This is a genomic window from Pseudosporangium ferrugineum (assembly GCF_003002065.1).
In the GTDB taxonomy this organism is placed as follows: domain Bacteria; phylum Actinomycetota; class Actinomycetes; order Mycobacteriales; family Micromonosporaceae; genus Actinoplanes; species Actinoplanes ferrugineus_A.
In genome coordinates, this window is the sequence record NZ_PVZG01000009.1 from 248,073 (window position 1) to 273,216 (window position 25,144).

A 25,144-nucleotide genomic window follows, 5' to 3' on the forward strand; every position below is an offset into this window, starting at 1 on the left:
CGGGCGGGCAGCTCGGCGAGAACTACTGGAATCCGCTCATCAGGGCACCCTCGCATGCTCGGGCCTCGCGCGGGAGCTCAGCCAGGCTCGGCATCGCCCTTCAGGCCAACGAAAGAGGCGATGTCGTCGAGGGCGTCTTCGGCGCGCCCTCCTAGGGCCGGATCACTGAGAAGGCCACGCAGCCGGGTCACGATGTCGGGGCTGACGGCGCCGTGCAGACGGCCGACATGGCCCATGCAGGTGACCGCCAGCGCCCTCAGCTGGGGGTCGACGGCGGGCCGCAGGCAATCGAGCAGGATCTGTTCGACTCGCCTGCGGTCCGGATCCTCATAGGTGAGCGCCAGCAGCGCCCGCGTCGAGACCGCGACGTCCGAGTTGGTCAAGTCCTCGGCCCACTCGGCACGCCGCTGGTCGAGAGGCGGGTCCTCGGTCACGACGGCAACTCGATCAAGCCGGCCTTGATCGCGTTCCTGAGTGCCGTACGTGCCTTGGCCATGCCCTTGTCCGTATCCAAGTCCGTTCGCACATGCCCGTGGAAGACCTCGTTGTACCCGTCCGGAGTCGTGCATCCACAGGGCTCCTTGAGGGTCTGATCCAGGATGACAACGTCACCATTGGAGGGGTCGATGCCGACGCGGCGCTCGGATGTGGGCTTGACCTGCACCGAGTTGTCCAACGCACCCTGCCCGTCCTTCGGTTCGGCACTGTTCTCGCCACGGGAAGTGCTCCGAGACTCGCTCCCGTGTTTGCCTCCCGGCTTGTAGGTCCGTTCACCACAATTGTGCACGAGGACGGCAGTGGCAGTACGACCGGTCAGAACGTAGTACGTATGGATGTCGGTGACCGTCAGGTTGTGCACCCGCTGACCGAATGTGAGGAATCGCTTCAGCTTCTTGATCCGGACGTCTTTGCCACCGGAGATCCGAATGTCGTCCGTCTCAGTCAACTTCGACGCGGGCACCCATCGGTGCAGCGACTCCACCCAGAACGGGTGACCCGCGGTCGCCGTGATCCGGTCGCCGGGACCGACGGTGATCTCGACCAGGTCTTTGAGGCCCGTGCCGAGGATGGTCGCCTCGACCGGCTTGGCCGCGGTCTCGCCCGTCTCCGGGTCGGTGGCGAGCACCTCGTCGCCGACCTGCAGATCCTCGATCGGCTTGGCCGAACCGTCCGCCAGGAACACCTTCGTCCCCGGCACGAAGCTGTTCGTCTCGCAGCTGTCCTTGGCCTTGCCGCCGCTCGGGTTGTCGCCGTCGGCCTTCTTCGGGGACGTGTCCTTCGCGCCGGAAGGGGCGTCCTTCGGCTTGGCCGGTGGGGCCGGCTTCGGCGGGGTCGCCGCCTTCGGGGCCGCCGGCGGGACCACGTTGTCCGCGACCTTCGCCGCGTCCTCGGCCTTGTTCGCCGTCTTCGCCGTGTCGACCACCACGTCGACCGCGTCGATTGCCTCGTCGGCGTAGCGGGCGCCCTTGGCTGCCGTGGCGCCGTAGCCCGCGACCGGGATGGCCGAGGCGAACGAGAGGGCCGAGTCGACGTAGTTGCCCTCGGCGGCGTACCAGATGCCGTTGGCCACGTCCGCGACCTCGCCGACGACCGGGACCAGGCCGACCACGTCGAGGGCGAGGTGGCCGACGTTGCTCCAGCCCCACCAGAGGCCCGTCGGGTCGGGGAACGCGAGCGGGTTGTTGCGGCCGTACGCGTACGCGTTGAGCTGTTGCGGGTCCGTGAAGTCGACGACCGGGTCGACCGACAGGAATCTGCCGGTGGCCGGGTCGTACTCGCGGGCGCCGAGGTGGGTCAGGCCGGTGACCGCGTCGTTGGTGCCGCCGACGAAGCCCTTCTCGCCGGGCCAGGTGCCGGTGCTGCCGCGGACGCCGCCGAACGGCAGGGTGCGGCGCTGGGTCACCTTCGAGTCGGCCGCGTTGACGGAGATCTCCGCCGTGCCGTTCTGGCCGCCGGCCAGCCAGGTGACCGCCGCCTTGGTGCGCATGGCGACGGTGCGGCCGCCGAAGGTGTAGTAGCGGGTCGCCGTCTTCGCCTGGGTGGCCGTGTCCAGCTTGAGTTCGAGACCGCCGAGGTAGAGGGTGGTCGCCTTGCCCGCCAGGTCGCGGCGCAGCAGGCGCCGGCCGGCCGCGTCGTAGACGAACGAGGCGACGACCGTACCGTTCTTCAGGACCTCGGAGACGCGGCCCTCGGCGTCCCAGCGGTACTCCTCCCCCGGCTTGCCGGAGAGGTTGCGCTTGGTCGTGTTGCCGGACGGGTCGTACTCGTACGTGTCGGCCGTGGTGACGACCTTGCCGGCGGTCGTGCTGGTGATGTCGGTGCGCTTGACCGCGTGCGCCGGCTTCGCCCCCACGCCGTACGGGGTGTAGACCTTCTTGACGTCCGTGCCCGCCGACGTGGTCCGGTGGGTGAGCTCCTGGGTGCGGTTGCCCGCCACGTCGTACGTGAAGCTCTGCCAGTACGGCGCCGCGCCGCCCAGGACCGTCTCGGACGGCGTCGCCGCGCAGGTCGTCGCCTGCGACCACGCTTCCTTCAGCCGGCGCAGGTAGTCGTACTGGAAGCACTGGATGTCGGGTTTGGTGCCGCTCTGGCTGGGCTTGTCGGCGATGCTGAGGATGTTGCCGGCGGGGTCGTACGAGTACGTGGCGTCCGCGTCGGTGCCGGACACGGCCTCGCGGTCCACCCGGGCGTTGAGCAGGCGGCGGGTGCCCTCCTCGTACGACTGGGTCAGCCAGGTGTACTTGGTCGCCGTGCTGGTGCCCAGGGTGTACTGCAAGGCCTCGCCGAAGTCCGAGTACGTCGTGTCCCGCACGTAGCCGGACGTACCGGTGACGAACGTCGGCAGGCCGCGGGAGTTGTAGCCGTAGCGCAGGGTCTCCGCGGCCAGGTCGCCGGCGGCCGGGCCGGTGACCGTCTCCGGGCTGCCGTCGACGTTGTACGTGGCCGAGGCCGAGTACGTGCCGGCCAGCGCCCCCTCCGACGCCGGGATCGTGACCGACGTGCTCTTCGGCCGGCCCGCCACGTCGTACTCGGAGATCGAGGACGTGTAGGCGTTGGCGCCGATGTAGCGGGTGGAGCTCGCGGCGCGGCCCTTGCCCAGCTTCGCCGAGTCGTACGTCCAGGTCGCCAGCTTGATGCGGGCGGCCGCCGGGTCGGCGGGCACCTCCTCGAGCAGCTCCGGACGGCCGAGATCGTCGTACTTGTAGGCGAGCTTGCGCTTGCGCGCGTCGGTGGTGGAGGTGACCTGGTCCAGCCTGTTGTAGCTGGTCGAGGTGTCCCCGTTGTCGGGGTCGCTCGCGGAGGTCTGCCGGCCGAGCAGGTCGTAGCCGTACTTCCAGAGGTTGCCGGCCGGGTCCTGCACCTGCTTGAGGCGGTCCGCCTTGTCGTAGCTGTAGATCGTGGTGTCGGCGGCGCCCTCCGCCTTCGCGCCCTGATACTCCAGCAGGCGGGTGGTCAGGCCCTGGGCGTTCGTGTACGTGGTGGTCGGCGTCTGTCCCTTCGGCGGCGTCACGTCGGTGTGATCGCCGTGGTAGGTCGTCGACGTCCGCCACCGCTCCGTCTGCCCGACCTTGAAGATGGACTCCTTGGCCCGGCCGACGGCGTCGTACACGGTCTGGGTCAGCGGCAGCTTGCCCTCGGCCTTCGACGTGTCGACGAGGGTCGTGCCCGGCGCGTCCTTGTTGTAGAACGGCCCGGCCTTCTCCACCTCGAGGCCGCGCGAGTCGTACTGGGTGTCGGTGATGATCCGGCCGACGTTCGGCGACGGGTCCTGCGTCTGCCGCGGCCGCAGCAGGCCGTCGTACAGGGCGTAGGAGGTCTTGACGCCGCCGTTGGGCAGCAGCGTCTTCGTCGTGACGGAGACCGGGGCATCCGTACGGATGGAGTACACGTATTCGATGTCCGGCACGTCCGTGTCGACCGTGCGGCCGGCCAGCCAGACCTTCACGAGCCGGCCGAGGGCGTCGTAGCGCAGCGCGGTGCGCTGGTCGTTGGGGTCCTTCGTCTCGGTGACGAGGCCCCAGCCCGGCTCGACCGTCGAGGTGGTCGCCTGCTTCAGCGGGTTGATGACGGACATGCCCGTGACGGGGCCGCCGTCGGCCGGGAAGTACTTCGTCTCGGTCTCGTTGTCCTCGGCGTCGTACGAGTAGCGCAGCCGGCCGTACCTGTCGTAGGTGGAGCGCGCCACCGTGACGTACTTCGGCTGGCCGTCGGCGTACGACTCGGCCTGCTCGGTGCGGGTCACGTCGCCGTTGGCGGGCACGTCGTCCCAGGCGCCGCCGCTGTAGGAGGTGCGCACGTCGGAGACCGCGTCGTCCGGGAAGGTCGGGGTGTCCCCGCACGGCACCGAGACCGTACGAACCCGGCTGACCAGGGTCAGGAGCCGCTTGTCGGGGTTGCGGTTGTACCAGTTGCGGGTGCACGACTCGTCACCGGCGACGTCGAGGTCCCCGGCGTCGTCGGAGCTCTCGAGCATCCCGTAGCCGTCGTATTCGTGCACGACCGAGGTGCGCCGGACCTTGCCGCCGTCCAGCGTGGTCCGCGTGGCCGCCTTGCGGATCGCGAGCAGCCGGGCCTCGTCCTTGCCCTCGGTCGCGGTCGGCTCGGACAACCACGGCGTGTTGACCAGTCCGCTGATCTCGCCGCCGGAGACACCGTCGAACGTGCGCTGCTCGAGCAGGAAGCCCTGATAGCGATCGTTGTCCGTGACCGTGGTGCCGTCACTCGCCGTGACCGACTCGGACTTGCGGCCGCCGTCCTTCTCCTTGCGGTCGCCGTCCATGCCCCGCAGGAACGTGGCCTCGGTGCGCAGCCGGTCGGCCGTGCCGGTGCCGCCGACGATCGTGCGTACGGTCCTGAAGCCCCGGAACTGCCCCCAGGTCTTGTTCTTCGCCTTGGTGAGCTCGCTGTCGTCGTAGTGCCAGGCGGCCCCGCCGAGGTACTCGTAGCTGGTGACCTTGGCGACGCTGTTGCCCGTACGCCCGTTCTCCACGACCGATTCCACGACGTGCTTGTGGAACCAGTCGGTGTCCTCGCCGATCTGGCCCTCCTTCGACCAGAAGGACGGGTAGCACCGGCGGGTGTTGGTCTCGGGCGTCGGCAGGTCGCCGGGCTTGCAGTCGGGCTTGGCGTAGTTGACCGAGATCAGCCCGCCGGACTCGGACTGGATCGCGCCGATCCGGAACTTGCGGAACGGCAGCCGGTCGTCGCCGTCGCGGTCCACCCGGTTGTCGAGCGGCACCCTGGTGAAGGTGGTCCTCGGCAGGGTGATGTCGGCGCCGGCGCCCTTGCCGATGTGGGTGATCGAGTCGAGCCACAGCGCCGCGGTCGAGGCGTCGGCCGGGTCCGGGTACGACTGGTCGAGCTGCCAGACGTCGACGTCGCTGTACGCGCCGCCCTTGTGGACCTGGGTGGTGACCGACTTCAGCCGCTTGCGCGTGAAGAACGTCGGCGACCACTGCTCCTCGCAGCTCTCGTCGTCGGTGCAGATCTGGTCGAAGGGCACGTCGGGCCAGCGGGTCGCGGTGTCCTTCTTGAGGTCACCGGGCTCGCAGTCGGCGTCGTCGCCCTTGCAGCGCTCGCCCACCGAGAAGACCACGCGCATCGGCGCGGTGGTGTCGTTCTCGCTGCCGGCGCGCTCGCCGTACTCGATGCGCTTGAGGTAGCCGCCACGGTCGTACTCGACGGACTTGTCGTCCCGGTTCGCGCCGTAGCGGTTCGTCTCGATGCCCCAGTAGTAGGTCATCGTGTTGCCGTGCGCGTCGATGACGTAGTCGAGGTTCCAGCGCCAGGTCTGCTGGCAGCGGGAATCGGCGAACTTGTCGTCGTGGCACGGCTCGTCGGCGTCGTCGCCGTAGACCGGCACCTGCCAGGCCGAGTTGGTGTTCTCGCTGTCGTCGGCGCTGCGCTTGCCCTTGCCGAAGTAGTAGCGGGTGCCGTCGGTGGTGGTGACGACCCAGTACTCCTTGCCGTGGCCGTCGTGCGAGGCGCCGGTCTCCTTGGTGATCCGCGTGCCGTCGTCGGACTTGAGCCGCCACTCGTCGCCGGACTTCTTGACCAGCTCGCCGTTGCGGCCGGCGAACGACATGGTCGCGTTGTCGGAGTGCCAGCAGAGGTCGAACTTCTCCTCGCCCCGCTCGTCGTGGCCGTCGTCGGTGCACGAGCGGTAGGAGCGCTCGATGTAGCCGACCGCCATGTCGAAGCCCTCGCCGATCCAGGAGGGCTGGTTGTTGGTCGAGCCGACGCGGCCGTCGACGCTCGCCGAGGAGTAGCCGAGCGCGAGCTGCGGCGAGGGGCCGGCCAGGGCCGGCGGCACCCGCAGCGGGTACTGCCAGTTGAAGCCGCCGGTGTTGCCGGAGTTCTGCCAGCTGCCGGAGGGCGCCAGCGAGGTCGCCGCGTAGCTGCCCGTCGCACCGCTCGCACCGCTGGACAGGGCGAGCAGGCCGGCGCTCGCGGCGTTCGCGGCCGCCGCCCGCTGCTTGCCCGTGCCCGGCGCCGCCGGCGCCGGCACGTCCGCGACGACGCGCTCCCGTTCCTGATCGTTGCGGGTGTCGAGCGGCGTGGCGACCCGGCATTCCGGTACGTCCGGAGTGGACACCGCGCACGCCGGCAGGCTGGCCAGACGCAGCCGCGCCGCCCAGTCACCGCCGTACGCGTGGGCGAAGCCGCTGTAGTCCACGCCCAGGCTGACCTCCGCCGGGTTCGCCCTGCCGTCGGTCCGCGAGACCGACAGCAGCACGCCCTGCACGCCCGCGCGGGCGGCGGCGTCCTGGCCCAGCACCTCGACCCGCACCGCCCCGGCGGCGGGGCCGTCGGCGGGTGTTCCCACGGTGACCGGCAACCCGCCCGCGGTGGCGGTGGCGTCCGCGACCGGCACGGTGGCCGACGCCGCGGTGGGCCACCGCACGTCGGCGGCTCCGGCCGGGTCGTCGCCCGTCGGCAGGGACGGCTGCATGCCCTCCTCGCCGACCTCGATGGAGACGGACTCCTGGGTCTTCGGGCGGCGCGCCTCCCGGGCGGCCTCGTCGACCGGCTCGTCGGCCCGGGCCGGTACGGCCGCGAACGTGGTCAGCAGGAGACCGGCAAGCCCGACGAGCGCCGCACGGCGACGGTTGGTGATCGCACGCATCGATGTTTCCTTCCGCATACCGAGAAGGGGCTCAGGCGACCGGCGGCCGGCTGGCGAACCAGAGGCCGTCGATGTCGGCGGGGTCGAGGACGCCGGCGAAGACGCGTACGTCGTCGACGTCCCCGGCGAACTGGTCCACCCACTTGTCGTTCAGCCGGGCGCGGCCGAGCTGCAGGCTGCTCGCGCCGTTCCAGATCGTGCCGGTGTACTTGGCGGCGCCCTGCTCCTTGCCGTCCACGAAGATCCGCATCATGTTGTCCGCCGGGTCGAAGACGCCCGTCAGGTACGTCCACCGGTTCAGCTCGGGCGCCTCCGTGGACGCCGCCGTCACCTGCACCAGGTCGCCGGCCGCGAGGTTCGCCTTGTCGGCCTTGTGCCGGCCGAAGACCCACCGCTTCGCGGCGGAGGAATAGCCGAGCGAGAAGCCGTTCCCGTACGTGCCGGACTGGCTGACCACCGTGCCGTTGTGGGTGAAGTCCGCGGGCCGGACCCAGGCGGACACCGTGACGCCCTGGCGGGAGTCGACCACCGCGGCACCGGAGGCGTAGCCGGCCGTGCCGTCGAGGCGCAACGCCCCGTCGGCGGGGTCGGCGGCGCCGAGCTGGCCGGCGACCCGGGCGGCGCCGGAGACGGTCAGCGGGTGTTCCTTGCCGGAGGTGTCGGCCGCGGCGGTGCCGGTGGTCTCGTCCAGCAGCCACACGCCGGCGGCGCAGCTGTCGGCGGCCGGGTCCTCGCAGGCCCGGGTGGGCCGGAAGACGTACCGGAACAGGTCACTGGCGTTGCCGGCCCGGTCGTAGCTCTGCACGTAGAGCACGTTGGGGCCGAAGCTGGTGGGGGTGACCGGCGGCGTGGTGCCCTCGCCGCCGAGCGTGCCGTTGTTCACCGTGTTGGTCGGCACGTCGGTGGTCAGCGACCACTTGTAGTAGTCGATGTCGTTGCCGTACGCGGAGTCCTTGTTCGCACCGGAGCCGAAGGTGAACACGCCGCTCTGCCCCACCGGCTTGCCGCGCCCCTCGGCCGGGAAGTCGCCGGAGGTGACCACCGGCGGCACGCTCGGCTCCTCGAGGTCGACCGACATCTCGCACCAGTCGGACCAGGAGATGCTGTCCACGGACCCGTCGTTGCTCTTGGCCCGCCAGCGGTACGTGTGGCCGTGCACCATCTTGCCCGCGGGCACCCCGGCGAAGAAGTCGCCCTGCTGGTTCTGCGGGTCCACGGCCACGCTGTAGACGGCCTTGGCGGTGTTGGCCAGGTCCCACACCTCGAAGGTCACCTTGAGGTTCTGGCTCTTCTCGTCGTCGGCGGCGGTCACCTGCAACTGCGGGGTGGCGTCGCGGACGAACGGGCGGCCGGAGCCGGTGACGCAGCCGGTCGACGGGCTCGTCGTCTTCTCGTTGTACGGCTTGCCGGGCCGGGTGTTGAACGTGACGGACAGGGCCGCGTTGTCACCGCGGAAACGCTTCCAGCTGTTGCCGTCGCCCTCGTCCTTGGCGTTCAGCGAGAAGGCGATCGGCGAGCCGTTCGCGAGCTTCGTGCGTACGGTCGGGGTCAGGTTCTCGTTGGTCTCTTCCTTGTTGTCGGAGAACTCGACCCAGGACGCGGGCGCGTCGGGGTCGCACGACTTGCCCCGGCCGTAGGCCACCTTCCGGTCGACCATGAGGTCGCCGTCGTCCGGCTTGTTGTTCCAGTTGGTGCCGGAATTGACCTTGCCCGCGTCGACGAGGTTGAGGTTCACCCAGCTCGCCGTGCAGGAGAACGACCACGTCTCGTACACGCGGAAGACGGCCTTGCTGACCACCCGGTCCGCCCAGTCGGCCTTGACCGGCGTGAACTTGAAGTACATCCGGTTCGTGAACGGGCTGCTGCTGCACAGGTAGCCGCCCCAGTTCGAGCAGCGGCCCACGCCCTCGTCGTCCTTGAACTTGTAGTACTCCGTGCTCGCGTGGGCGCTGCTGACGTACATCCAGTCGGTGCGCTTCACGGTCTCGTCCGGGTCGATGTAGACCGGGTAGACGGTCGCCGGGTCGGCGAGCAGGTCCGCGTCGGGCACCAGGGTCAGCGTCCCGGCGGAGAGCCGGACGTCCACGTCGGCCACGCGGTCGCCGACGGTCGGCGCGACGGACTCGTCCACGGCCTCGGGGCCGCGCTGCGCGGTGGCCGCCGGCTCCGCCGCCGCGGCCCGGGACTTCGAGGCGCCCTGCGGCGCGACGTCGCCGGCCGAGTCCCACATGGACGGCTGGGCGCCCTCGAAGACGACCTCGCCGGCGGCGTCCACGGCGGCGATCCCACCCGACTCCGACCGGCGGATGTCGACGCCCTCGCCCCGGACGGTCAGCGCGAGGTTCGCCACCGTCGCGTTGTCGGCGGCGTCCGCGGACTTGACCACCATCACGTACGAGTAGCCGACGCTCGACGCGGTGAGCTTCAGGTCGACGCCGGGGAGGACCTCGGAGTACGTGGCCGTGTCGCCGGACAGCGTCGGTTCCGGCAGGTTCTTGGGCCAGCCGTACGCCAGCGCCTTGCCGTCGTCGGCGATCCGGATCAGGTCGTCGTCGTGCCCGCCGGAGAACGTGAGGTCGACGGCGGCGGCCTTCGGGCCGATCGAGCCGTCGGGCCGGCGTTCCAGCGTGGTGTCGAGGTCCGACCAGGTACCGTCCGCCCGCTGGACCCGCTGCGGACCGGCGGTGATCTCCGACGTGAAGGACCCGTCGGGGTTGGCCCAGAGCAGCTCGTCCTCGGCGCGTTCGGCAACGACCTCGACCGGCAGGCCGGTCGCCTGCGCCTCCCGGGAGGCGGCGTCGGCGGTCACCGGCGCGGTGGCCGGTTCGGCCCGCGGCACGGTCCGGGACGCGGCGGCGGGCGAGCCGACGGCGAGGCCGGCGATCAGGGCGGGAACCAGGACCGCCGGGAAAAGGGCAGGGTGCGGCGCACGACGTTTGAGCACAGATTTCTCCCCGTGAAACGCTCGACGTCGATCGAGCGAGGAGACGGTAACTCGGCGTGGCGGGCGCGCGCTGCCCCGAAGATCATCTATGTGACGCGTCCCACACGAGCGGGATCAGGCGCTCCGGGGACTCCAGCTGCGGAAGGTGGCCCGTCTCGGGCAGCAGCACGAACTCCGCGCCCGGGATGGCCTCCGCGTAGGCGCGGCCGTAGTCCGGGTCGGCGATGCGGTCGTGGTCACCCCAGATGACGCGTACGGGCACAGTCACGCCGGACAGCCTCGGCGCCAGCGTCGGGTCCATCATGGACGTCTTCCCGGCGTAGACGGCGAGCGCCTCCCGGTTGCCGGCCAGGACCGCCTGCTGCTGCGGCGTCATCGCGCCCGGGTCGATGAGGAACCTGGCCGGCTCGTAATAGCTGCGCTGCGCGATCTCGGGGAAGGTCAGCGCGAAGAAGTCGACCACCGGGTGGCCCGGCACCTCGATGCCGACCGCGTCGACCAGGGTGACGCTCGCGATCCGGGCGGTGTCGAGCAGGGCCATCTCGGCGGCGATCCAGCCGCCGATCGAGTTGCCCACGACCGCGACCTCGCGCAGGTCCAGCCGGTCGAGAAGGGCGACGTACAGCTCGGCGAGGCCGGCGATCGTGGTGAGCTCCGCCGGGCGGTCCGTGCCACCGAAGCCGGGGTGGGTCGGGGTGATGACCCGCGCCGGGTGCTCCGCGGCCAGGCGGTCGGCGAAGCCGATGACGGTCTGCGGGCCGCCGCCGCCGTGGAGCAGAAGGAACGGGCGGCCCCGGCCGCTTTCCGTGAAAGTGACGTCCATGTCAGGAACCTTAGATCAGCATGCTGATATAAGCAACCTGGTAATGTGACCCTCGTGCCTCGAGACATCGGTGAGATCGGTCTGTCCGTCAAGCGGCTCCAGATGCGGCAGCACCGGACCATCAACGAACGGCTCGCCCCGCTGGGCCTGTCGATCGTGCAGTGGGACGCCCTGCGCCACCTGCACGAGAACCCCGAGGCGTCGCTGCACGACCTGGCGCAGCTCACCTTCCAGCGGGACCAGTCGTTCGGCACCCTGGCCGCCCGGATGATCGAGCGCGGCCTCATCGAGCGCGTGCCCGGACCGGGCCGGGCCGTGCGTCACCGGCTCACGGACAAGGGCGAGGACCTCCGCGAACGGGGCCGCGAGATCGTCCGGGCGGCGCTGACCGACTCCTTCGCCGCCCTGTCCGAGGAGGAACTACAGACCTTCGGCGGCCTGCTCGCCCGGCTCCTCGCCGAGAAGCCCTAGGCCAGCGAGAAGGCGATCCCGTCGAGGATGTCGTGCTCGCTCGCGATCACCGACGCCTTGCCGGCCCGCTGCATGATGATCCGCAGGATGAGGGCCCCCGCCGCGATCACGTCGGCCCGGCCCGGGTGCATCACCGCGAGGTCGCGCCGGTCCGCCACCGTCGCGCCGAGAAGGTCGGCGGTCACCGTGGCCACGTCGTCGTACGCGATCCGGGCGTGATGGATCCGGCCCGAGTCGTACTTCGGCAGATGCAGGGCCAGGGCCGCGACGGTGGTGACCGAGCCGGCCAGGCCGATCAGGGTCATGGTGCCGTGGCCCGACACCTTGCGCAGCGCGCCGTCGACCGCCCGGGTGATGTCCTGCTCGGCCGCCGCCACCTCGGCCGGGGACGGCGGGTCGCCGCGCAGGTGCCGCTCGGTCATCCGGACGCACCCGATGTCGACGGAGACGGCGTGGTCCACCTTCTCGAAGCCGACGACGAACTCGGTGGACCCGCCGCCGATGTCGACGACCAGGTACGGCGGCTCCGCGTTGAGCCCGTGCACCGCCCCGGTGAACGACAGCCGGGCCTCCTCCTCGCCCGTGATCACCTCGGGATCGACGCCGAGCACCGAGCGGACCATCGACCGGAAGTCCTCCGCGTTCGAGGCATCGCGGGAGGCGGACGTGGCGCACATGCGGACCCGGTCCACCCCCAGTTCGGCGATCTCCGCGGCGTACCCGAGCAGGGCCTGGCGGGTGCGTTCGATGGCCTCGGGGGCGAGGCGGCCGGTGCTGTCGACGCCCTCGCCGAGGCGGACGATCTCCATGCGGCGGGCCACGTCGGTCAGCGAGCCGCCGGACACGTCTGCGATCAGCAGGCGGATCGAGTTGGTGCCACAGTCGATGGCGGCGACTCTCACACGGGGCTCCTAGAGATGCAGCAACATCCTCTTGTTGCCGAGCGTATTCGGCTTCACCCGTTCGAGGTCGAGGAACTCGGCAACGCCCTCGTCGTACGAGCGCAGCAGCTGCTCGTAGACGGCGTGCGGCACGGGCGCACCGTCGATCTCCGCGAAGCCGAACGAGCCGAAGAAGCGGGTCTCGAAGGTGAGGCAGAACACCCGGGCCACGCCCAGCTCCCGGGCGGCGCCGAGCAGTTCGGCGACGATGCGGTGGCCGATCTTCCGGCCCCGGTACGCGGGATCGACGGCGACCGTACGGATCTCCGCCAGGTCCTCCCACATCACGTGCAGCGCGCCGCAGCCGACGATCCGGCCGGAGTCACTGTCCACGGCGACCCAGAACTCCTGCACGCTCTCGTACAGGGTGACCGTCGCCTTGCTGAGCAGCCGCCGGTCAGCCGTGTACGTGTCCACGAGCGCCCGGATCGCCTTGACGTCGGCCGTCCGGGCCCGGCGGATCTCGACGGACACCGCGTCACCCCGCCTCGGGAGTCACGCAGGGACCGCCGGCCCACCACGGCTCGACGGCCGCGCGCACCTCGTCGCCGAACGGGTTGACGCCCGGACCGGCCGCCAGCGCGTGGCCGAGGTGCACGTGCAGGCACTTGACCCGGTCGGGCATGCCGCCGGCGGAGACCTTCTCGATCTCGGGCACGTGCTGCACCGCCTCGCGGCGGGCCAGATAGTCCTCGTGCGCGGACCGGTAGCGCTCCGCCAGCTCGGGATCGGCGGCGAGACGCTCCTGCATCTCCCGCATCACGCCGGCCGACTCCAGCCGGCTGCACGCGGCCGTCGCGCGGGGACACGTCAGATAGAACATCGTCGGGAACGGGGTGCCGTCGTCCAGGCGCGGCTCGGTCTCCACCACGTCGGGATTGCCGCAGGGGCAACGGTGCGCGACGGCGCGGGTGCCGCGGGGGCGGCGGCCGAGCTGCTCGGCGACGATCTCGAGATCGGTCTCGGAAGGAGTCGTCATCTACTTTCGGGATTCTGCGTTGGCGGCGGCGACGCTTCCCCACAGTGTGTCGTACCACCGGTCGGGGCTGCCCGCCGCGGTGCGGCCCGCGTCCCTGGCCGCGCCGGCCGGATCGTTCAGCACCAGCAGCGGCACCTCGCCCGGCCGCACGTAGAACAGCCGGTCACGGGCCTGGATGCGGACGTACTCCTGGTCCTTCCACTTGTCGACCTCCTCCTGGAGGCCCTTGATCCGCGCCTGCTGCGCGGCCTGATCGGCCTGCATCTGCGCGATCTCGGACTCCTGGGCGAGGTAGACGCGGACCGGATAGGTGTACGCGAGGGCCAGCGCGACCAGCACGACGATCAGGACGGTGGCACGCCCCGTGAACGCCCGGGGGCGGGTCGCTACTGTGCGTTTGGTGGCCCCGGCGGCGGCTGCCCGGCGCGCGGCCGCCGGCCTGCTGCCGGAACGGCCGATGTTGCCGGTCGTGCGGGCGGCGGGGGTGCGGCGCGGCTCGATCCGGGTCGCCCCGGTGTCGCGGGCACGGGTGGGTCGGGCGCCACCACGGACCCCCGGACGCCCCGCATAGCCGGTGGAACGACGGGACGGACCCTGCCCACTCGGTGTGCGGCGCTGCGTCATCCCTGCCCTCCCCCGGCACTCGCCCAAAGACCATGGAGTTGCGGCACCTGCTCCTGGACACTATGCCCACGAAACCGGGAGCCACAACTCCATGATCTTCGACGCAGGGTTACGCGGTGCGGTAACGCGGGAACGCGCCCGCTCCGGCGTACCGGGCGGCGCTACCGAGCTCCTCTTCGATGCGCAGCAGCTGGTTGTACTTCGCGACCCGGTCCGAACGGGCCGGTGCGCCGGTCTTGATCTGCCCGCTGCCGACGGCGACGGCCAGGTCGGCGATGGTGACATCCTCGGTCTCGCCGGACCGGTGGCTCATCATCGTGCGGAAGCCGGACCGGTGCGCCAGGTCCACGGCGTCCAGGGTCTCGGTCAGCGAACCGATCTGGTTGACCTTCACGAGAACCGCGTTCGCGGCACTCTCCGCGATGCCCCGGCCGATCCGGGTGGGGTTCGTCACGAACAGGTCGTCGCCCACGATCTGGATCTTCGAGCCCAGCTGCGCGGTCATGGCGGACCAGCCGGCCCAGTCCTCCTCCGACAGCGGGTCCTCGATCGAGACGATCGGGTACGTCTCGGCGAGCTTCGCGTAGTAGTTGATCATCTCCTCGGTCGACTTCGGCGAACCCTCGAAGACGTACGCGCCGTCCTTGTGGAACTCCGTCGCGGCGACGTCCATGGCGAGCACGATGTCGGTGCCGAGGGCGAAGCCGGCGGCCTGCACGGCCTCCGCGATCAGGTCCAGCGCCGAGGCGTTCGACGGCAGGCTCGGGGCGAAGCCGCCCTCGTCACCCAGGCCGGTCGACAGGCCCTTCTTCTTCAGTACGGACTTGAGCGCGTGGTAGACCTCCGCGCCGGTGCGCAGCGCCTCACGAAACGACGGCGCGCCGATCGGGGCGATCATGAACTCCTGCACGTCGACGTTCGAGTCGGCGTGCGCGCCACCGTTGAGGATGTTCATCATCGGCACCGGCAGCAGGTGCGCGTTCGGACCGCCCAGGTAGCGGAACAGCGGCAGCTCGGCGCTCTGCGCGGCGGCCTTGGCAACGGCGAGCGAGACGCCCAGGATGGCGTTGGCGCCCAGCTCGGACTTGTCGGAGCTGCCGTCGATGTCGAGCATCTTCTCGTCGATCAGGCGCTGCTCGCTGGCCTCGTACCCGAGCAGTTCGTCGGCGATCTTGTCCTCGACGTTGCTGACCGCCTTCTCGACGCCCTTGCCGAGGTAACGGCCCTTGTCGCCGTCGCGCAGCTCGATCGCCTCGAACGCGCCGGTGGACGCGCCGGACGGGACGGCCGCGCGGCCGATCGTGCCGTCGTCCAGACCGACCTCGACCTCGACGGTCGGGTTGCCCCGCGAGTCGAGGATCTCCCGGGCGACGATCGCTTCAATGGTGGCCATCTGTCGTGGCTCCTCAGTGTGTGCGTACGGATGGATTCCTCAGACCGCGACCCTGCGGCCGACCACGACCCTGAGCGTATCGAGCCGCGATGCCGGGCGTGGCGGCGGCCGGTGAACTTCGGCCGTCACATGTCTCATGCCGGTGCCCCGGCTGCCGATCACCGGGGTTGCCATGACTACTCCCGCGCAGCTCCCCGATGCCGGCTCGTACGTCGAGATGACCGCCTCCGACGAGCAGGCCGCCCGTGTCCGCGTCGTCCACGCCGAGGGCGCGGGCCTGACCCTGTCGGCGCCGCTGGCCGCCGTGCCCCGGGTGGGCACGTCCGTCACGCTGCGCTGGTCGGCCGCACCGCGCGGCAGGTACGCCCTGCCCTGCGCCGTGGTGGAGGTCGAGGAGAACCGGGTGGAGGTCCACCCGGCCGGCGAGGCGGTCGTGGAGCAGCAGCGCCACTTCGTCCGCGGCGGAGGCGGCGAGCAGATCATCATGCGCCGCCCCGGCTGGCGCGACGCGCACGGCTGGATCCGGGACATCAGCGAGAACAGCATGCGCGCCCACTTCGAGGGCACCAACGTCGTCGAGGGCGAGGACCTGCAACTCTGGATCCAGCTGGGCAGCGAGATCGTCGACATCCCCGCGGTCGCGTCCCGCGTGGCGATGCTGCCCCAGCAGGTGCCGCCCGGCCCCATGTCGGTGGAGATCGTCGCCATCTTCGCCACCGAGGAGTCGCTCGCCCGGATCATCCGCCGGTACGTGATGCGCCAGCAGTTGCTCAGCCGTACGCGCGCCTGACGGGCCGCTCCGGGTAATCGCTTGTTTACTGGTTTGCGCCGGGTTGCGGCCATCGGCAAAGGTGGTCACGTGCCCCTGCCGACTCCCCGTCCCCGCCTGGCGGCGGCCGCCCTCATCCTGCTGGCCGCCACGGCCGGCTGCTCGGACCCGGTCGACGGGTCGGGCGCCGGGCTCTCCCGCAACGACCTGGTGGCGGACCTGGCAGCCCAGCTCGCCGGGGCGACGGACCTCACGTACGAGGCGACGTACCAGCTCACCGGCGGCGCCACGGCGACGATCGCCCAGGCCCAGAAGCCGGCCCGCCGCGCGTACGTCTACCCCGGCGGCCAGGTCCTGGTGACGAACGACGCCACCACCGAATGCCGCACGACGGCGAAACCGGCCACCTGCACCATGACGGCACCGGCAACCCCCACCAGCCCACCCCCACCCTCGGTCTTCCGCGGCGCCGACGCCAGCGGCATGATCACCCCCGCCACGGTCCTGACCCTGCTGAACAAGGCGATCCTGGACCCGGACCTCGAGGTCGACCAGCACGACACGACCATCGCGGGCCGCCACGCCACCTGCGTCGACCTGACCGGCGTCGACGGCGCCGCAGCCCGCGACTTCGCCACCTGCATCACCAACGAGGGCGTCCTGGGCAGCTTCACCGGCGTCCTCGGCCAGGGCCGCATCGAGGTGGCGATGACCCACTACGCGGACTCGGTCCCGGACGACCGCTTCCGCACCCCGAAAGCCGCCAAACTCATCGACCGCCGCGGCACCTGAGCGGCGCTGTCCGCCACTCACGCGGGCCAGACCGCCCGGAGATAGTGGCCGTACGGCGGATCGCTGCGGCCAGAGCGGCACCTGAGCCCTTCGCCCGCGCGGGGGCCGCGCTCAGGCTCCGGTCAGGCCCGCCAGATCGGTCCGCGCCAGCTCGCCCGCCGTCCGGAAGTAGCGGGCGTGGGTGCGCCGGAGCGCATCGGCGGAGTCGGCGCCCAGAATGACCACCTCGATGTCCTTCGAGAGATTCCCCGCTCGCTCAGCCTTGAAGCGCGCCTTCAGCGCGGTGGCGCGGTCGAGGAATTCTTCCTCGCGGAGTACTTCGCCCCGCACACGGTCGAAGATCAGCAGGTAGTGCTTCATCCGTCGATCACCTCCCCCTCAACCGCCTCGGCCACCTTCGTCAGCATGTTCCGCAGTGCTTCTTCGGCAAGCGCCTCGGATCGCACATAGTGAAGGTATGTGAAATGTACCTCGCGCACCTCCGCCGGGACGTCCTCGTTCCTGGTCGAGACGTCCACCCCGGCGTTGCGCAACAACGCCGGAATGCCGAGGTCGACGAACCGGGCGCTCCGCCCCTCGTGCTCCCCCATGGCTTTGCTGCTGCTCAGCAGAAGCTCAACGATCGTCCGGCGAGCCTCTGCCGTCCGGGAAGACAGGCCGACGTCATCCGGAGGCCCGCCGTATCTGATCTGCCGTCCCCACACGTCAGCCAGCCGTTCGAACAATTGGGCCCAGAGGTCCTGGAGTTCCGTGCGGAACTGCACCTCCACGGGTAAACCGTCGATTCTCAGGATGACGTGCACGGCACGGTATCCCGATCGAGGATCCGCCCGGCGGTCGATCACCGACGGCACCGCCGTGCCGTCGGTGAAGGCTGTAACCACAGCACGGACTGCAGCGTCCTGGTCGCGCAAGGTCCCGGACAGCACGATGCGCGCCCCCGCGAGATCGTGGATCGTCTTCAAACTGGAGCTTCGATCCCGCCTCAGCTTGTCGATGATCGTGCCGGTCGTCTTGAGGCGCACCGTCGGGTCGAAGCCGAGCTGCCGCAGCCGGCCTCGCACAGCTTGGAGCGCCTCGTCGTAGGCACCGAGCACAGCCTCGAGCAGCTCGGAATCCCCGGCGGAGGGCGTGCTGGCATCCCGGAGCCGATCACCCAGCCTGTCCAGCTGCTTCTTGCTGACGGGTAATGTAGGCACGTAACTACCTTACTCTTGGCCCACCCGGCCGCGAGCGTGGGGAAAGTGGGGTCAGACGCCGAGGAGGAAGCGGAGGTGGCGGGGTGGTGGGGAGCCGTGGGCGAGCATGGCGTCGTGCCAGGCTTTGGGGGTGGCGCCGAAGGGGCGGGCCGCGGCGATCGCCGACATTTCCGTGTAGCCGACGAAGTAGGTCGAGAGCTGGGTCGAGGTGAGGAGGGCTCGCTTCCATTTGCCGGCGGCCTCGCCTTCCTCCTGGAAGCCCTGGGCCGTCATCAGGTGCATGGCCTCGGACTCCGGGAGGTCTTCGCAGTGGACGAGCTGGTCGATGACCGCGTTGAGGCTCATGCGGAGTTGCATCTTGAGTTGCTGGAGGCGGACCGGGAGGCCGCCGAAGCCGAGGGTGGCCATCAGCTCCTCCGCGTACACGGCCCAGCCTTCGACGAAGGGGCCGGAGAAGCCGAGGGCGCGGACGCGGGTGGCGGCTCGGAAGCGGCGGGAGTGGGCCAGCTGGAGGAAGTGGCCCGGCATCGCCTCGTGGACCGTGAGGTTGCGGAGCATGTGGTCGTTGTACTCGCGGTAGAAGGATTCGATGCGGGCCGGTGGCCAGTCGGCCGGGGCCGGGGCGATGCAGTAGAACGTGGGGACGTCCGCCGTTTCGAGGGGGCCCGGCGGATCGCAGTAGGCGACCGCCACGCCGCGGGCGAACTCGGGCATCTCCTCGATCAGGCAGGGGTCGTCGATCAGGGTCATCAGGTCGTGGTCGCGGACGAACGCGGTGGCCTCGGCCATCGTCACCTTGGCCAGGTCGACGATCGTGGTGTCGTCCGGGTGCTCGGCGGCGAGGGCACCGAGGGCGCGGCGCACGGTCTCGTCGGTGGCCGGGCCGCCGGTCAGCTCGGCCGCGGCCTCGCGGAGCTGGGCGCCGGCGGTCTCGAGGCTCTGCCGGGCGCGGGCGAGGACCTCGGCGGCGGGCAGCTCGGTGTCGAGCGTGTGCCAGAGCCTCGCCTCCCAGAGCGGGCGGCCCAGGCGGGGGTCGCGGCCCGGTTCGCCGCTCTCCAGGGTGGTCCGGAGCCAGCCGTCGAACTCGGCGAAGGCGTCCAGCGCCGCCGCGGCGATCGGCTCGAGGACCGGGCCGAGGCCGGGCGCCTCCTTGAGCAGGGTCGGCAGCTGGTCGCGGATCAGCGCCGCCGTGCCCGCGAACTGGCCGGCCGCGACCTCGGCGTGCAGGCGGGGCACGTCGCGAAGCACCGCGCGGGCGGTGGCGAGGGCGTCGGGGACCGCGGCGAGCCGGCCGCCGAGGGCCGTCAGCCGCTCCTCGACCGGCGCGAACGGGCGGGCGATCAGCGAGTGCAGCAGCGGGCCGGGGTTGTGGACGAGCGGGTTCCACTCGTGCTCGCGCACGTCGGCCAGCTCGAAGATGCCGCGCTCGACGACGGCGGCGAGGATGGCGTGGTCGACCTGGTCCTGTGGGTCGAGGGCGTCCGGGTCGATGCCGGCCAGGGCGTCGGCCGCGTCGCGCAGCATGGTGACCCGCTCGGCCACCGCGCCGACCGAGCGGTCGGGCAGCCGGTCGTCGCTGCGGTGGTCCCCGGCGTAGGACGCCAGGGCGGGGTCACTGTCGAGAATGGCGTCGACGATGCGCTCGGCGAGCGGCACGAACTCCGGCATGGACCGAAATCTACTCGGCGGGTCCGACATTCTCGCGTTGTCGCACCGCGTCCGCGTGGTCGAGCGCGGCCCGCCGCAGCAGCGCCTCGGGGTCGAGGCCGTCCGCCCGGGCGGCGGCCACCAGCCGCAGGAGCGAGGACCCCAGATCCGGACCCTCGGGCAACGGTACGTCCACCCCCGCGCGTTCCGCCCGGTGCAGGATCTTCGCGGCGAGCGACAGCGCCGGCTGGCTGAGCGCGATCCCCTCGAGGACCGAGTCCCGTGTCTTCTCCTGCCGCTTGATCCGCTCCCAGTTCTCGGTGATCGCCTCGATGCCGTCGACGACCTCCCCGGCGAAGACGTGCGGGTTGCGGCGGATCATCTTGTCGACGAGGTCGCCGGCCACGTCGTCGACCGTCCAGCGCTCGTCCTCGGGCAGGTCCTCGGCGAGGCGGGCGTGCAGCACGACCTGGAGCAGCACGTCGCCCAGTTCCTCGCGCAGGGCGGCCAGATCGTGCGCGACGATGGCGTCGTACGCCTCGTAGCTCTCCTCCAGCAGGTACGGCGCCAGGCTCTCGTGCGTCTGCTGCCGCTTCCACGGGTCGCCGCCGGGCGACGCGAGCCGGTCCATCACCGCGACCGCGTCGAGCAGCCGGGCGCCGGGCGGGTCCCAGGAGCCGTAGCAGAGCTCGAGCTCGGCCAGCGAGGGCTCCCGGGCCAGCCGCAGCCCCAGCCGCCGGGCGAAGTCCTCGTCGCCGGCCGCACCGGCGAGCCAGACGACCGTGGAGTGGGTGGCCAGCTCGCCGATCAGGCGTTCCGGGTCGGGCTCGACGATCGTGACGGTCACGCCGGCCGCCCGCAGCGCCGTGGCCTGCTCGCTGTCGGCGGCGGCCAGGACCGGCCAGGCGCGGACCAGGTCCCACGCGGCGGCCGTGAGCAGCCCGGCCGGCAGCCGGGGCGAGGTGACCAGCAGGACGATCCGGGCGGGCATCAGGCCAGGGTGGTCACGGCGGAGACATCGGTGACGTACGCGCCCTGGGAGCTGTCGCCGCCGGAGAGGGTGAGCACCACCAGCGGCACGTCCTTGCCGTCCGCGGACTGCGCGGACAGCAGCGTGACCTGCTGGGCGCCGTACCGGGGATTGAGCTTGACCTTGTCGTCCGCCACGATCTTCTCGAGCTCGGTGCGCATCGCCACGTACGTCTGCAGCAGCGTCTTGTTCTCCGCCGAGAGGGTGCTCTTGAACTGGTCGAACGAGGTGCCCGGGTCGGCGGCGCCGCCCTTGACCAGCCGCTGGTGGACGTCGCGCAGGTCGTCGTCGGTCAGCGTGGCCGGCGCCACCGCGCTCTGCAGGGAGGTGCGCAGCCTGTACGTCTCGGCGTAGAGCTGCGTGTATTCCCACTGGGGCGAGTAGTTGCGGGCCTGGGCCACCTGCTCGACGGTCGGCGACGCGGCCGGCTGCACGCCGTGCGCCTGCGCCGACTTGCGCAGGATGTCGACGCTCAGCAGGGTGTTGAGCACGTCCTGCTGCTTGATCGGCATGGTGAGCGGCGGCAGCGGCTCGGCGGAGGGGCCCTTCGCCCCGGCCTGCTGCTGGGCCTGCTCCCGGGCCGCGGTCAGCTCGTCGCGCACCTGGTCGTAGATCCCCTGGATCCGCTTCTCGGTGATCGTCCCGCCGGCGATGTACGCCGCGACGTCCGGCGACTGCCGGCAGGCGGACAGGCCGGTCACGGCGAGGACGGCGACGACGGCGGTGGATGCGAGTCGGCGGGCACGCTGCATGGTCAAGACTCTCTCACGCTCCGGATGCGACCCCCGGCACGGGGGCCGGAATGTCACCCAATACGTCCTTGAGCAGCTGCGTGCACCACTGCAGCAGCGCCTGATCGCGCAGCGGCTCGCCACCCACCCGGCGGGTGGCCGGCCGCGGCACGCTGACCTGGTCGTTGGTCGTCTTGTAGACGGAGTCCGGGTGGTAGCGCTTGAGCCGCAGCTGCTTCGAGTCGGGCAGCGGCAGCGGCGAGAACCGCAGGTGCTTGCCCTGCATCGAGACGTCGGTGAGGCCGTACGCGCGCGCCACCAACCGGAAGCGTGCGACCGCGATGAGGTTCACCACCTGCTCCGGGGGTTCGCCGTACCGGTCGGTCATCTCGGCGACGACCTCGTCGAGGCGTACGCCGTCGCGGGCCTCGGCCAGCTTGCGGTACATCTCGAGGCGCAGCCGCTCCACCGCGATGTAGTCGGTCGGCAGGTGCGCGTCGATCGGCAGGTCGACCTTGACCTCCGGCTCCTCCTCGGGCCGCTCGCCCTTGAACGCCTGCACCGCCTCGCCGACCATGCGGACGTACAGGTCGAAGCCGACGCCCTCGATGTGGCCGGACTGCTCGCCGCCGAGCAGGTTGCCGGCGCCGCGGATCTCGAGGTCCTTCATCGCCACGTACATGCCGGCGCCGAGCTCGGTGTGCTGGGCGATGGTGGCGAGCCGCTCGTGGGCCTGCTCGGTCAGCGGCTTCTCGCGCGGGTAGAGGAAGTAGGCGTACGCCCGCTCGCGGCCCCGCCCGACCCGGCCGCGGATCTGGTGCAGCTGGGAGAGGCCGAGCAGGTCGGCTCGCTCGACGATGAGGGTGTTCGCGTTGGCGATGTCGATGCCGGACTCGACGATGGTCGTGCAGACCAGGACGTCGAACTCCTTCTCCCAGAAGCCGACCATCACCTTCTCGAGCTGTTCCTCGCTCATCTGCCCGTGCGCGACCGCGATCCGCGCCTCCGGCACCAGCTCGCGGAGCTTGCGGGCGGCCCGGTCGATCGACTCGACCCGGTTGTGCAGGTAGAAGACCTGGCCGTCGCGCAGCAGCTCGCGGTGGATGGCCGCGGCCACCTGCTTGTCGTCCTGGGCACCGACGAAGGTGAGCACCGGGTGCCGCTCCTCCGGCGGGGTGGCGATGGTCGACATCTCGCGGATGCCGGTGATCGCCATCTCCAGGGTGCGCGGGATCGGCGTGGCGGACATGGTCAGCACGTCGACCGAGGCGCGCAGGGCCTTGAGCTGCTCCTTGTGCTCGACGCCGAAGCGCTGCTCCTCGTCCACGATGATCAGGCCGAGGTTCTTGAAGCGGGTCGAGTTGGCGAGCAGCCGGTGGGTGCCGATGACGATGTCGGCGGTCCCGTCGGCGGCCTGCTCCAGCGCCAGCGCCGCCTCCTTGGGCGTCTGGAAGCGGGACAGCTGCTTGATGTTGACCGGGAACTGGCTCATCCGCTCGGCGAACGTGTTGTAGTGCTGCTGGACGAGCAGCGTGGTGGGCACCAAAATGGCCACCTGCTTGCCGTCCTGGACCGCCTTGAAGGCGGCCCGGACGGCGATCTCGGTCTTGCCGTAGCCGACGTCGCCGCAGATCAGGCGGTCCATCGGTACGGCCAGCTCCATGTCGTGCTTGACCTCGTGGATCGCCGCCAGCTGGTCGGGCGTCTCGGTGTACGGGAACGCGTCCTCGAGCTCGCGCTGCCACGGCGTGTCCGGCCCGAACGCGTGACCCTGGGACGCCTGGCGCGCCGCGTACAGCTGGATGAGCTGGGCGGCGATCTCCCGGACGGCCTTGCGGGCCCGGGCCTTGCTCTTCTGCCAGTCGGAGCCGCCCATCTTGTGCAGGGTGGGCGACTCTCCGCCGACGTAGCGGGAGAGCTGGTCGAGCTGGTCGGTGGGGACGAAGAGCCGGTCGCCGGGCTGGCCGCGCTTGCTGGGGGCGTACTCGATCACCAGGTATTCGCGGTCGGCGCCGTTGACCGTGCGCTGCACCAGCTCGACGTAGCGGCCGATGCCGTGCTGCTCGTGCACCACGAAGTCGCCGGGCTTGAGCTCCAGCGGGTCGATCGTGTTGCGGCGCCGGCTCGGCATCTTGCGCATGTCCTTGGTGGACGCGCCGCGTCCGCCGCTGATGTCGTTGCCGGTGATGACGGCGAGCCGGGAGACCTCGTCGACGAAGCCGTGGTTGAGGCCGCCGCAGGTGACGAGCAGCTGGCCGGGCTCGACCGCGGTGGCGATGGAGTCGACCGGGGTGACGCCGAGGCCGGCGTCGCGCAGCAGCTCGGTGGCGCGCTGGGCGGTGCCGTGGCCCTCGAAGACGAGCGCGACGGCCCACCGGTCGCCGGTCCACTGCCGCAGGTCGGCGGCGAGCCGGGCGGTGTCGCCGTGGTAGAGCGGCACCGGCTGGGCCTTCAGCGAGACGGCGTCGCCGGCGTCGGGGCTGACCTCGACCGACGGCGTCTCCAGCCAGGGCAGGCCGGCGTCGGGCTGCTCGTCGGCGTCGGCCAGGCCGAACGGCGAGACCGTCCACCACGGCTGGTGCAGCGTCGCCGCGTGGGCGCGGACGTCGCCGAGGGTCCGGAACGCGGCGGCGCCGACGTCGATCGGCGCCTGGCCGCCCACGGCCGCGGCGGCCCAGCCGGCCTCGAGGAACTCGTCGGACGTCCGGGTGAGGTCGTGCGCCCGGGTGCGGATCCGTTCCGGGTCGCAGAGCAGCACGTGGGTGCCGGCCGGCATGCAGTCGATCAGCAGCTCCATGCTGTCCGTGCCCTGCAACAGGGCCGGAGCCAGCGACTCCATGCCCTCGACCGGGATGCCCTCGGCGAGCTTGTCGAGGATCTCGGCGAGCTCGGGGTGCTGCTCGGACAGCTCCGCGGCGCGGGCCCGCACCTGCGGGGTGAGCAGCAGCTCGCGGCACGGCGGCGCCCAGAGCCGCTCGGCGGGGTCGATCGTGCGCTGGTCGGCGACGGCGAAGGTGCGGATCTCCTCCACCTCGTCGCCCCAGAACTCGACCCGGGACGGGTGCTCGTCGGTCGGCGGGAAGACGTCGAGGATGCCACCGCGCACGGCGAACTCCCCGCGCTTGGTGACCAGGTCGACGCGGGCGTACGCCATGTCGGACAGCCGCCGCGCGACCTGCTCGAGCTCCGCCGCCCCGCCCGGCCGCAGCTCGACCGGCTCGAGGTCGCCCAGCCCCTTGAGCTGCGGCTGGAGCAGCGACCGGACCGGCGCGACGACGACCTGCAGCGGCGCGGAGCCCGCCTCGGCGGGATGGGCGAGGCGGCGCAGCACGGCGAGGCGGCGCCCGACCGTGTCCGAGCGCGGGGACAGGCGCTCGTGCGGCAGCGTCTCCCAGGACGGGTAGACGGCGACGCCGTCCGCCGAGATCAGGCAGCCCAGCGCGTCGGCGAGGTCGTCGGCCTCCCGGCTGGTGGCGGTCACGGCGAGCACGGGCCTGCCGGCTCCGCCGATCCCGGCCGGGCCGGCCACCGCGGCGACGACGAACGGGCGCAGCGAGGCGGGCGCGGTCAGGTCGAGAGCGTCGGAGTCGACCCCGCCCTTGCGGGCCAGGTCGCGGGCCCGGGCCAGCCCGCGGTCACGCAGGGCGGCCGGGACGAGGCCACTGAGTTGCATGA

Annotated in this window: 18 protein-coding genes; 3 read left to right on the forward strand and 15 right to left on the reverse strand. The window is 71.2% G+C overall.

Features of this window, described 5'->3' with window-relative positions; genetic code table 11:
* Positions 1-77: 77 nt before the first annotated feature.
* The 4 genes from CLV70_RS20640 to CLV70_RS20655 form a co-directional block, all read right to left on the reverse strand.
* A complete protein-coding gene (locus CLV70_RS20640; RefSeq protein WP_106128161.1) occupies positions 78-434 on the reverse strand; it encodes a hypothetical protein in 357 nt (118 codons plus the stop codon).
* Positions 431-7,126, reverse strand: a complete 6,696-nt coding sequence (locus CLV70_RS20645) for an RHS repeat-associated core domain-containing protein (RefSeq protein WP_106128162.1) — start codon at positions 7,124-7,126, stop codon at positions 431-433. Before CLV70_RS20645 ends, CLV70_RS20640 begins: the two co-directional genes overlap by 4 nt.
* A gap of 31 nt (positions 7,127-7,157) precedes the next feature.
* Positions 7,158-10,070, reverse strand: a complete 2,913-nt coding sequence (locus CLV70_RS20650; RefSeq protein WP_106128163.1) for a LamG-like jellyroll fold domain-containing protein — start codon at positions 10,068-10,070, stop codon at positions 7,158-7,160.
* 82 nt (positions 10,071-10,152) lie between these two features.
* Positions 10,153-10,893 (reverse strand): alpha/beta fold hydrolase, encoded by a 741-nt coding sequence (locus tag CLV70_RS20655; protein ID WP_106128164.1) that lies wholly within the window; start codon positions 10,891-10,893, stop codon positions 10,153-10,155.
* Between the two features lie 54 nt (positions 10,894-10,947).
* Here CLV70_RS20655 and CLV70_RS20660 point away from each other — a divergent pair, with 54 nt between their 5' ends.
* On the forward strand, positions 10,948-11,364 hold the full coding sequence (locus tag CLV70_RS20660; RefSeq protein WP_245908350.1) for a MarR family winged helix-turn-helix transcriptional regulator: 417 nt from the start codon (positions 10,948-10,950) through the stop codon (positions 11,362-11,364).
* On the opposite strand, the gene CLV70_RS20665 is transcribed toward CLV70_RS20660, so the two are convergent.
* The 5 genes from CLV70_RS20665 to eno form a co-directional block, all read right to left on the reverse strand.
* Positions 11,361-12,266, reverse strand: a complete 906-nt coding sequence (locus CLV70_RS20665; RefSeq protein WP_106128165.1) for a Ppx/GppA phosphatase family protein — start codon at positions 12,264-12,266, stop codon at positions 11,361-11,363. The two genes, CLV70_RS20660 and CLV70_RS20665, sit on opposite strands and share 4 nt — an antisense overlap.
* A gap of 9 nt (positions 12,267-12,275) precedes the next feature.
* Positions 12,276-12,779, reverse strand: a complete 504-nt coding sequence (locus CLV70_RS20670; protein ID WP_106128166.1) for an amino-acid N-acetyltransferase — start codon at positions 12,777-12,779, stop codon at positions 12,276-12,278.
* A 4-nt stretch (positions 12,780-12,783) separates the two neighbouring features.
* The gene (locus CLV70_RS20675; RefSeq protein ID WP_106128167.1) at positions 12,784-13,284 is read right to left on the reverse strand and encodes a DUF501 domain-containing protein; all 501 of its coding nucleotides are present in this window, start codon (positions 13,282-13,284) and stop codon (positions 12,784-12,786) included.
* Positions 13,285-13,908: an FtsB family cell division protein gene (locus CLV70_RS20680; protein WP_106128168.1), complete on the reverse strand. Its 624-nt coding sequence runs from the start codon at positions 13,906-13,908 to the stop codon at positions 13,285-13,287. It abuts the gene before it with no gap.
* Between the two features lie 109 nt (positions 13,909-14,017).
* Complete coding sequence (eno, locus tag CLV70_RS20685; protein ID WP_106128169.1) at positions 14,018-15,301, reverse strand: phosphopyruvate hydratase; 1,284 nt, start codon at positions 15,299-15,301, stop codon at positions 14,018-14,020.
* Positions 15,302-15,473: 172 nt separating this feature from the next.
* Between eno and CLV70_RS20690 the strand changes: the two genes are divergently transcribed.
* Together CLV70_RS20690 and CLV70_RS20695 are read left to right on the forward strand one after the other, a co-directional pair.
* The gene (locus tag CLV70_RS20690; protein WP_106128242.1) at positions 15,474-16,091 is read left to right on the forward strand and encodes a hypothetical protein; all 618 of its coding nucleotides are present in this window, start codon (positions 15,474-15,476) and stop codon (positions 16,089-16,091) included.
* A 69-nt stretch (positions 16,092-16,160) separates the two neighbouring features.
* A complete protein-coding gene (locus CLV70_RS20695; RefSeq protein WP_106128170.1) occupies positions 16,161-16,862 on the forward strand; it encodes a hypothetical protein in 702 nt (233 codons plus the stop codon).
* 111 nt (positions 16,863-16,973) lie between these two features.
* Here the strand turns inward: CLV70_RS20695 and CLV70_RS20700 are convergent, their stop codons facing one another.
* Genes CLV70_RS20700 through mfd form a run of 6 tightly spaced genes read right to left on the reverse strand, consistent with a single transcriptional unit; the run spans position 16,974 to position 25,142 of the window.
* The gene (locus CLV70_RS20700; protein ID WP_106128171.1) at positions 16,974-17,222 is read right to left on the reverse strand and encodes a hypothetical protein; all 249 of its coding nucleotides are present in this window, start codon (positions 17,220-17,222) and stop codon (positions 16,974-16,976) included.
* Complete coding sequence (locus CLV70_RS20705) at positions 17,219-18,061, reverse strand: RelA/SpoT domain-containing protein (RefSeq protein ID WP_106128172.1); 843 nt, start codon at positions 18,059-18,061, stop codon at positions 17,219-17,221. The genes CLV70_RS20700 and CLV70_RS20705 overlap by 4 nt, the downstream gene beginning before the upstream one ends.
* Positions 18,062-18,112: 51 nt before the next feature.
* Positions 18,113-19,729, reverse strand: coding sequence for a DUF885 domain-containing protein (locus CLV70_RS20710; protein WP_106128173.1), 1,617 nt, complete (start codon positions 19,727-19,729; stop codon positions 18,113-18,115).
* Between the two features lie 10 nt (positions 19,730-19,739).
* Positions 19,740-20,699: a nucleoside triphosphate pyrophosphohydrolase gene (locus CLV70_RS20715; protein ID WP_106128174.1), complete on the reverse strand. Its 960-nt coding sequence runs from the start codon at positions 20,697-20,699 to the stop codon at positions 19,740-19,742.
* The gene (locus CLV70_RS20720; protein ID WP_106128175.1) at positions 20,699-21,490 is read right to left on the reverse strand and encodes a hypothetical protein; all 792 of its coding nucleotides are present in this window, start codon (positions 21,488-21,490) and stop codon (positions 20,699-20,701) included. The genes CLV70_RS20715 and CLV70_RS20720 overlap by 1 nt, the downstream gene beginning before the upstream one ends.
* A 13-nt stretch (positions 21,491-21,503) precedes the next feature.
* A complete protein-coding gene (gene mfd, locus CLV70_RS20725; RefSeq protein WP_106128176.1) occupies positions 21,504-25,142 on the reverse strand; it encodes a transcription-repair coupling factor in 3,639 nt (1,212 codons plus the stop codon).
* Positions 25,143-25,144 lie beyond the last annotated feature (2 nt).

Bases quoted from the DNA above. Each gene is read 5' to 3' on its own strand.
- CLV70_RS20645 (WP_106128162.1), bottom strand. From the start codon at position 7,126: ATGCGTGCGATCACCAACCGTCGCCGTGCGGCGCTCGTCGGGCTTGCC.
- CLV70_RS20655 (WP_106128164.1), bottom strand. From the start codon at position 10,893: ATGGACGTCACTTTCACGGAAAGCGGCCGGGGCCGCCCGTTCCTTCTG.
- CLV70_RS20675 (WP_106128167.1), bottom strand. From the start codon at position 13,284: ATGACGACTCCTTCCGAGACCGATCTCGAGATCGTCGCCGAGCAGCTC.
- CLV70_RS20680 (WP_106128168.1), bottom strand. From the start codon at position 13,908: ATGACGCAGCGCCGCACACCGAGTGGGCAGGGTCCGTCCCGTCGTTCC.
- eno (WP_106128169.1), bottom strand. From the start codon at position 15,301: ATGGCCACCATTGAAGCGATCGTCGCCCGGGAGATCCTCGACTCGCGG.
- CLV70_RS20690 (WP_106128242.1), top strand. From the start codon at position 15,474: ATGACTACTCCCGCGCAGCTCCCCGATGCCGGCTCGTACGTCGAGATG.
- CLV70_RS20700 (WP_106128171.1), bottom strand. From the start codon at position 17,222: ATGAAGCACTACCTGCTGATCTTCGACCGTGTGCGGGGCGAAGTACTC.
- CLV70_RS20710 (WP_106128173.1), bottom strand. From the start codon at position 19,729: ATGCCGGAGTTCGTGCCGCTCGCCGAGCGCATCGTCGACGCCATTCTC.
- CLV70_RS20715 (WP_106128174.1), bottom strand. From the start codon at position 20,699: ATGCCCGCCCGGATCGTCCTGCTGGTCACCTCGCCCCGGCTGCCGGCC.
- CLV70_RS20720 (WP_106128175.1), bottom strand. From the start codon at position 21,490: ATGCAGCGTGCCCGCCGACTCGCATCCACCGCCGTCGTCGCCGTCCTC.
- mfd (WP_106128176.1), bottom strand. From the start codon at position 25,142: ATGCAACTCAGTGGCCTCGTCCCGGCCGCCCTGCGTGACCGCGGGCTG.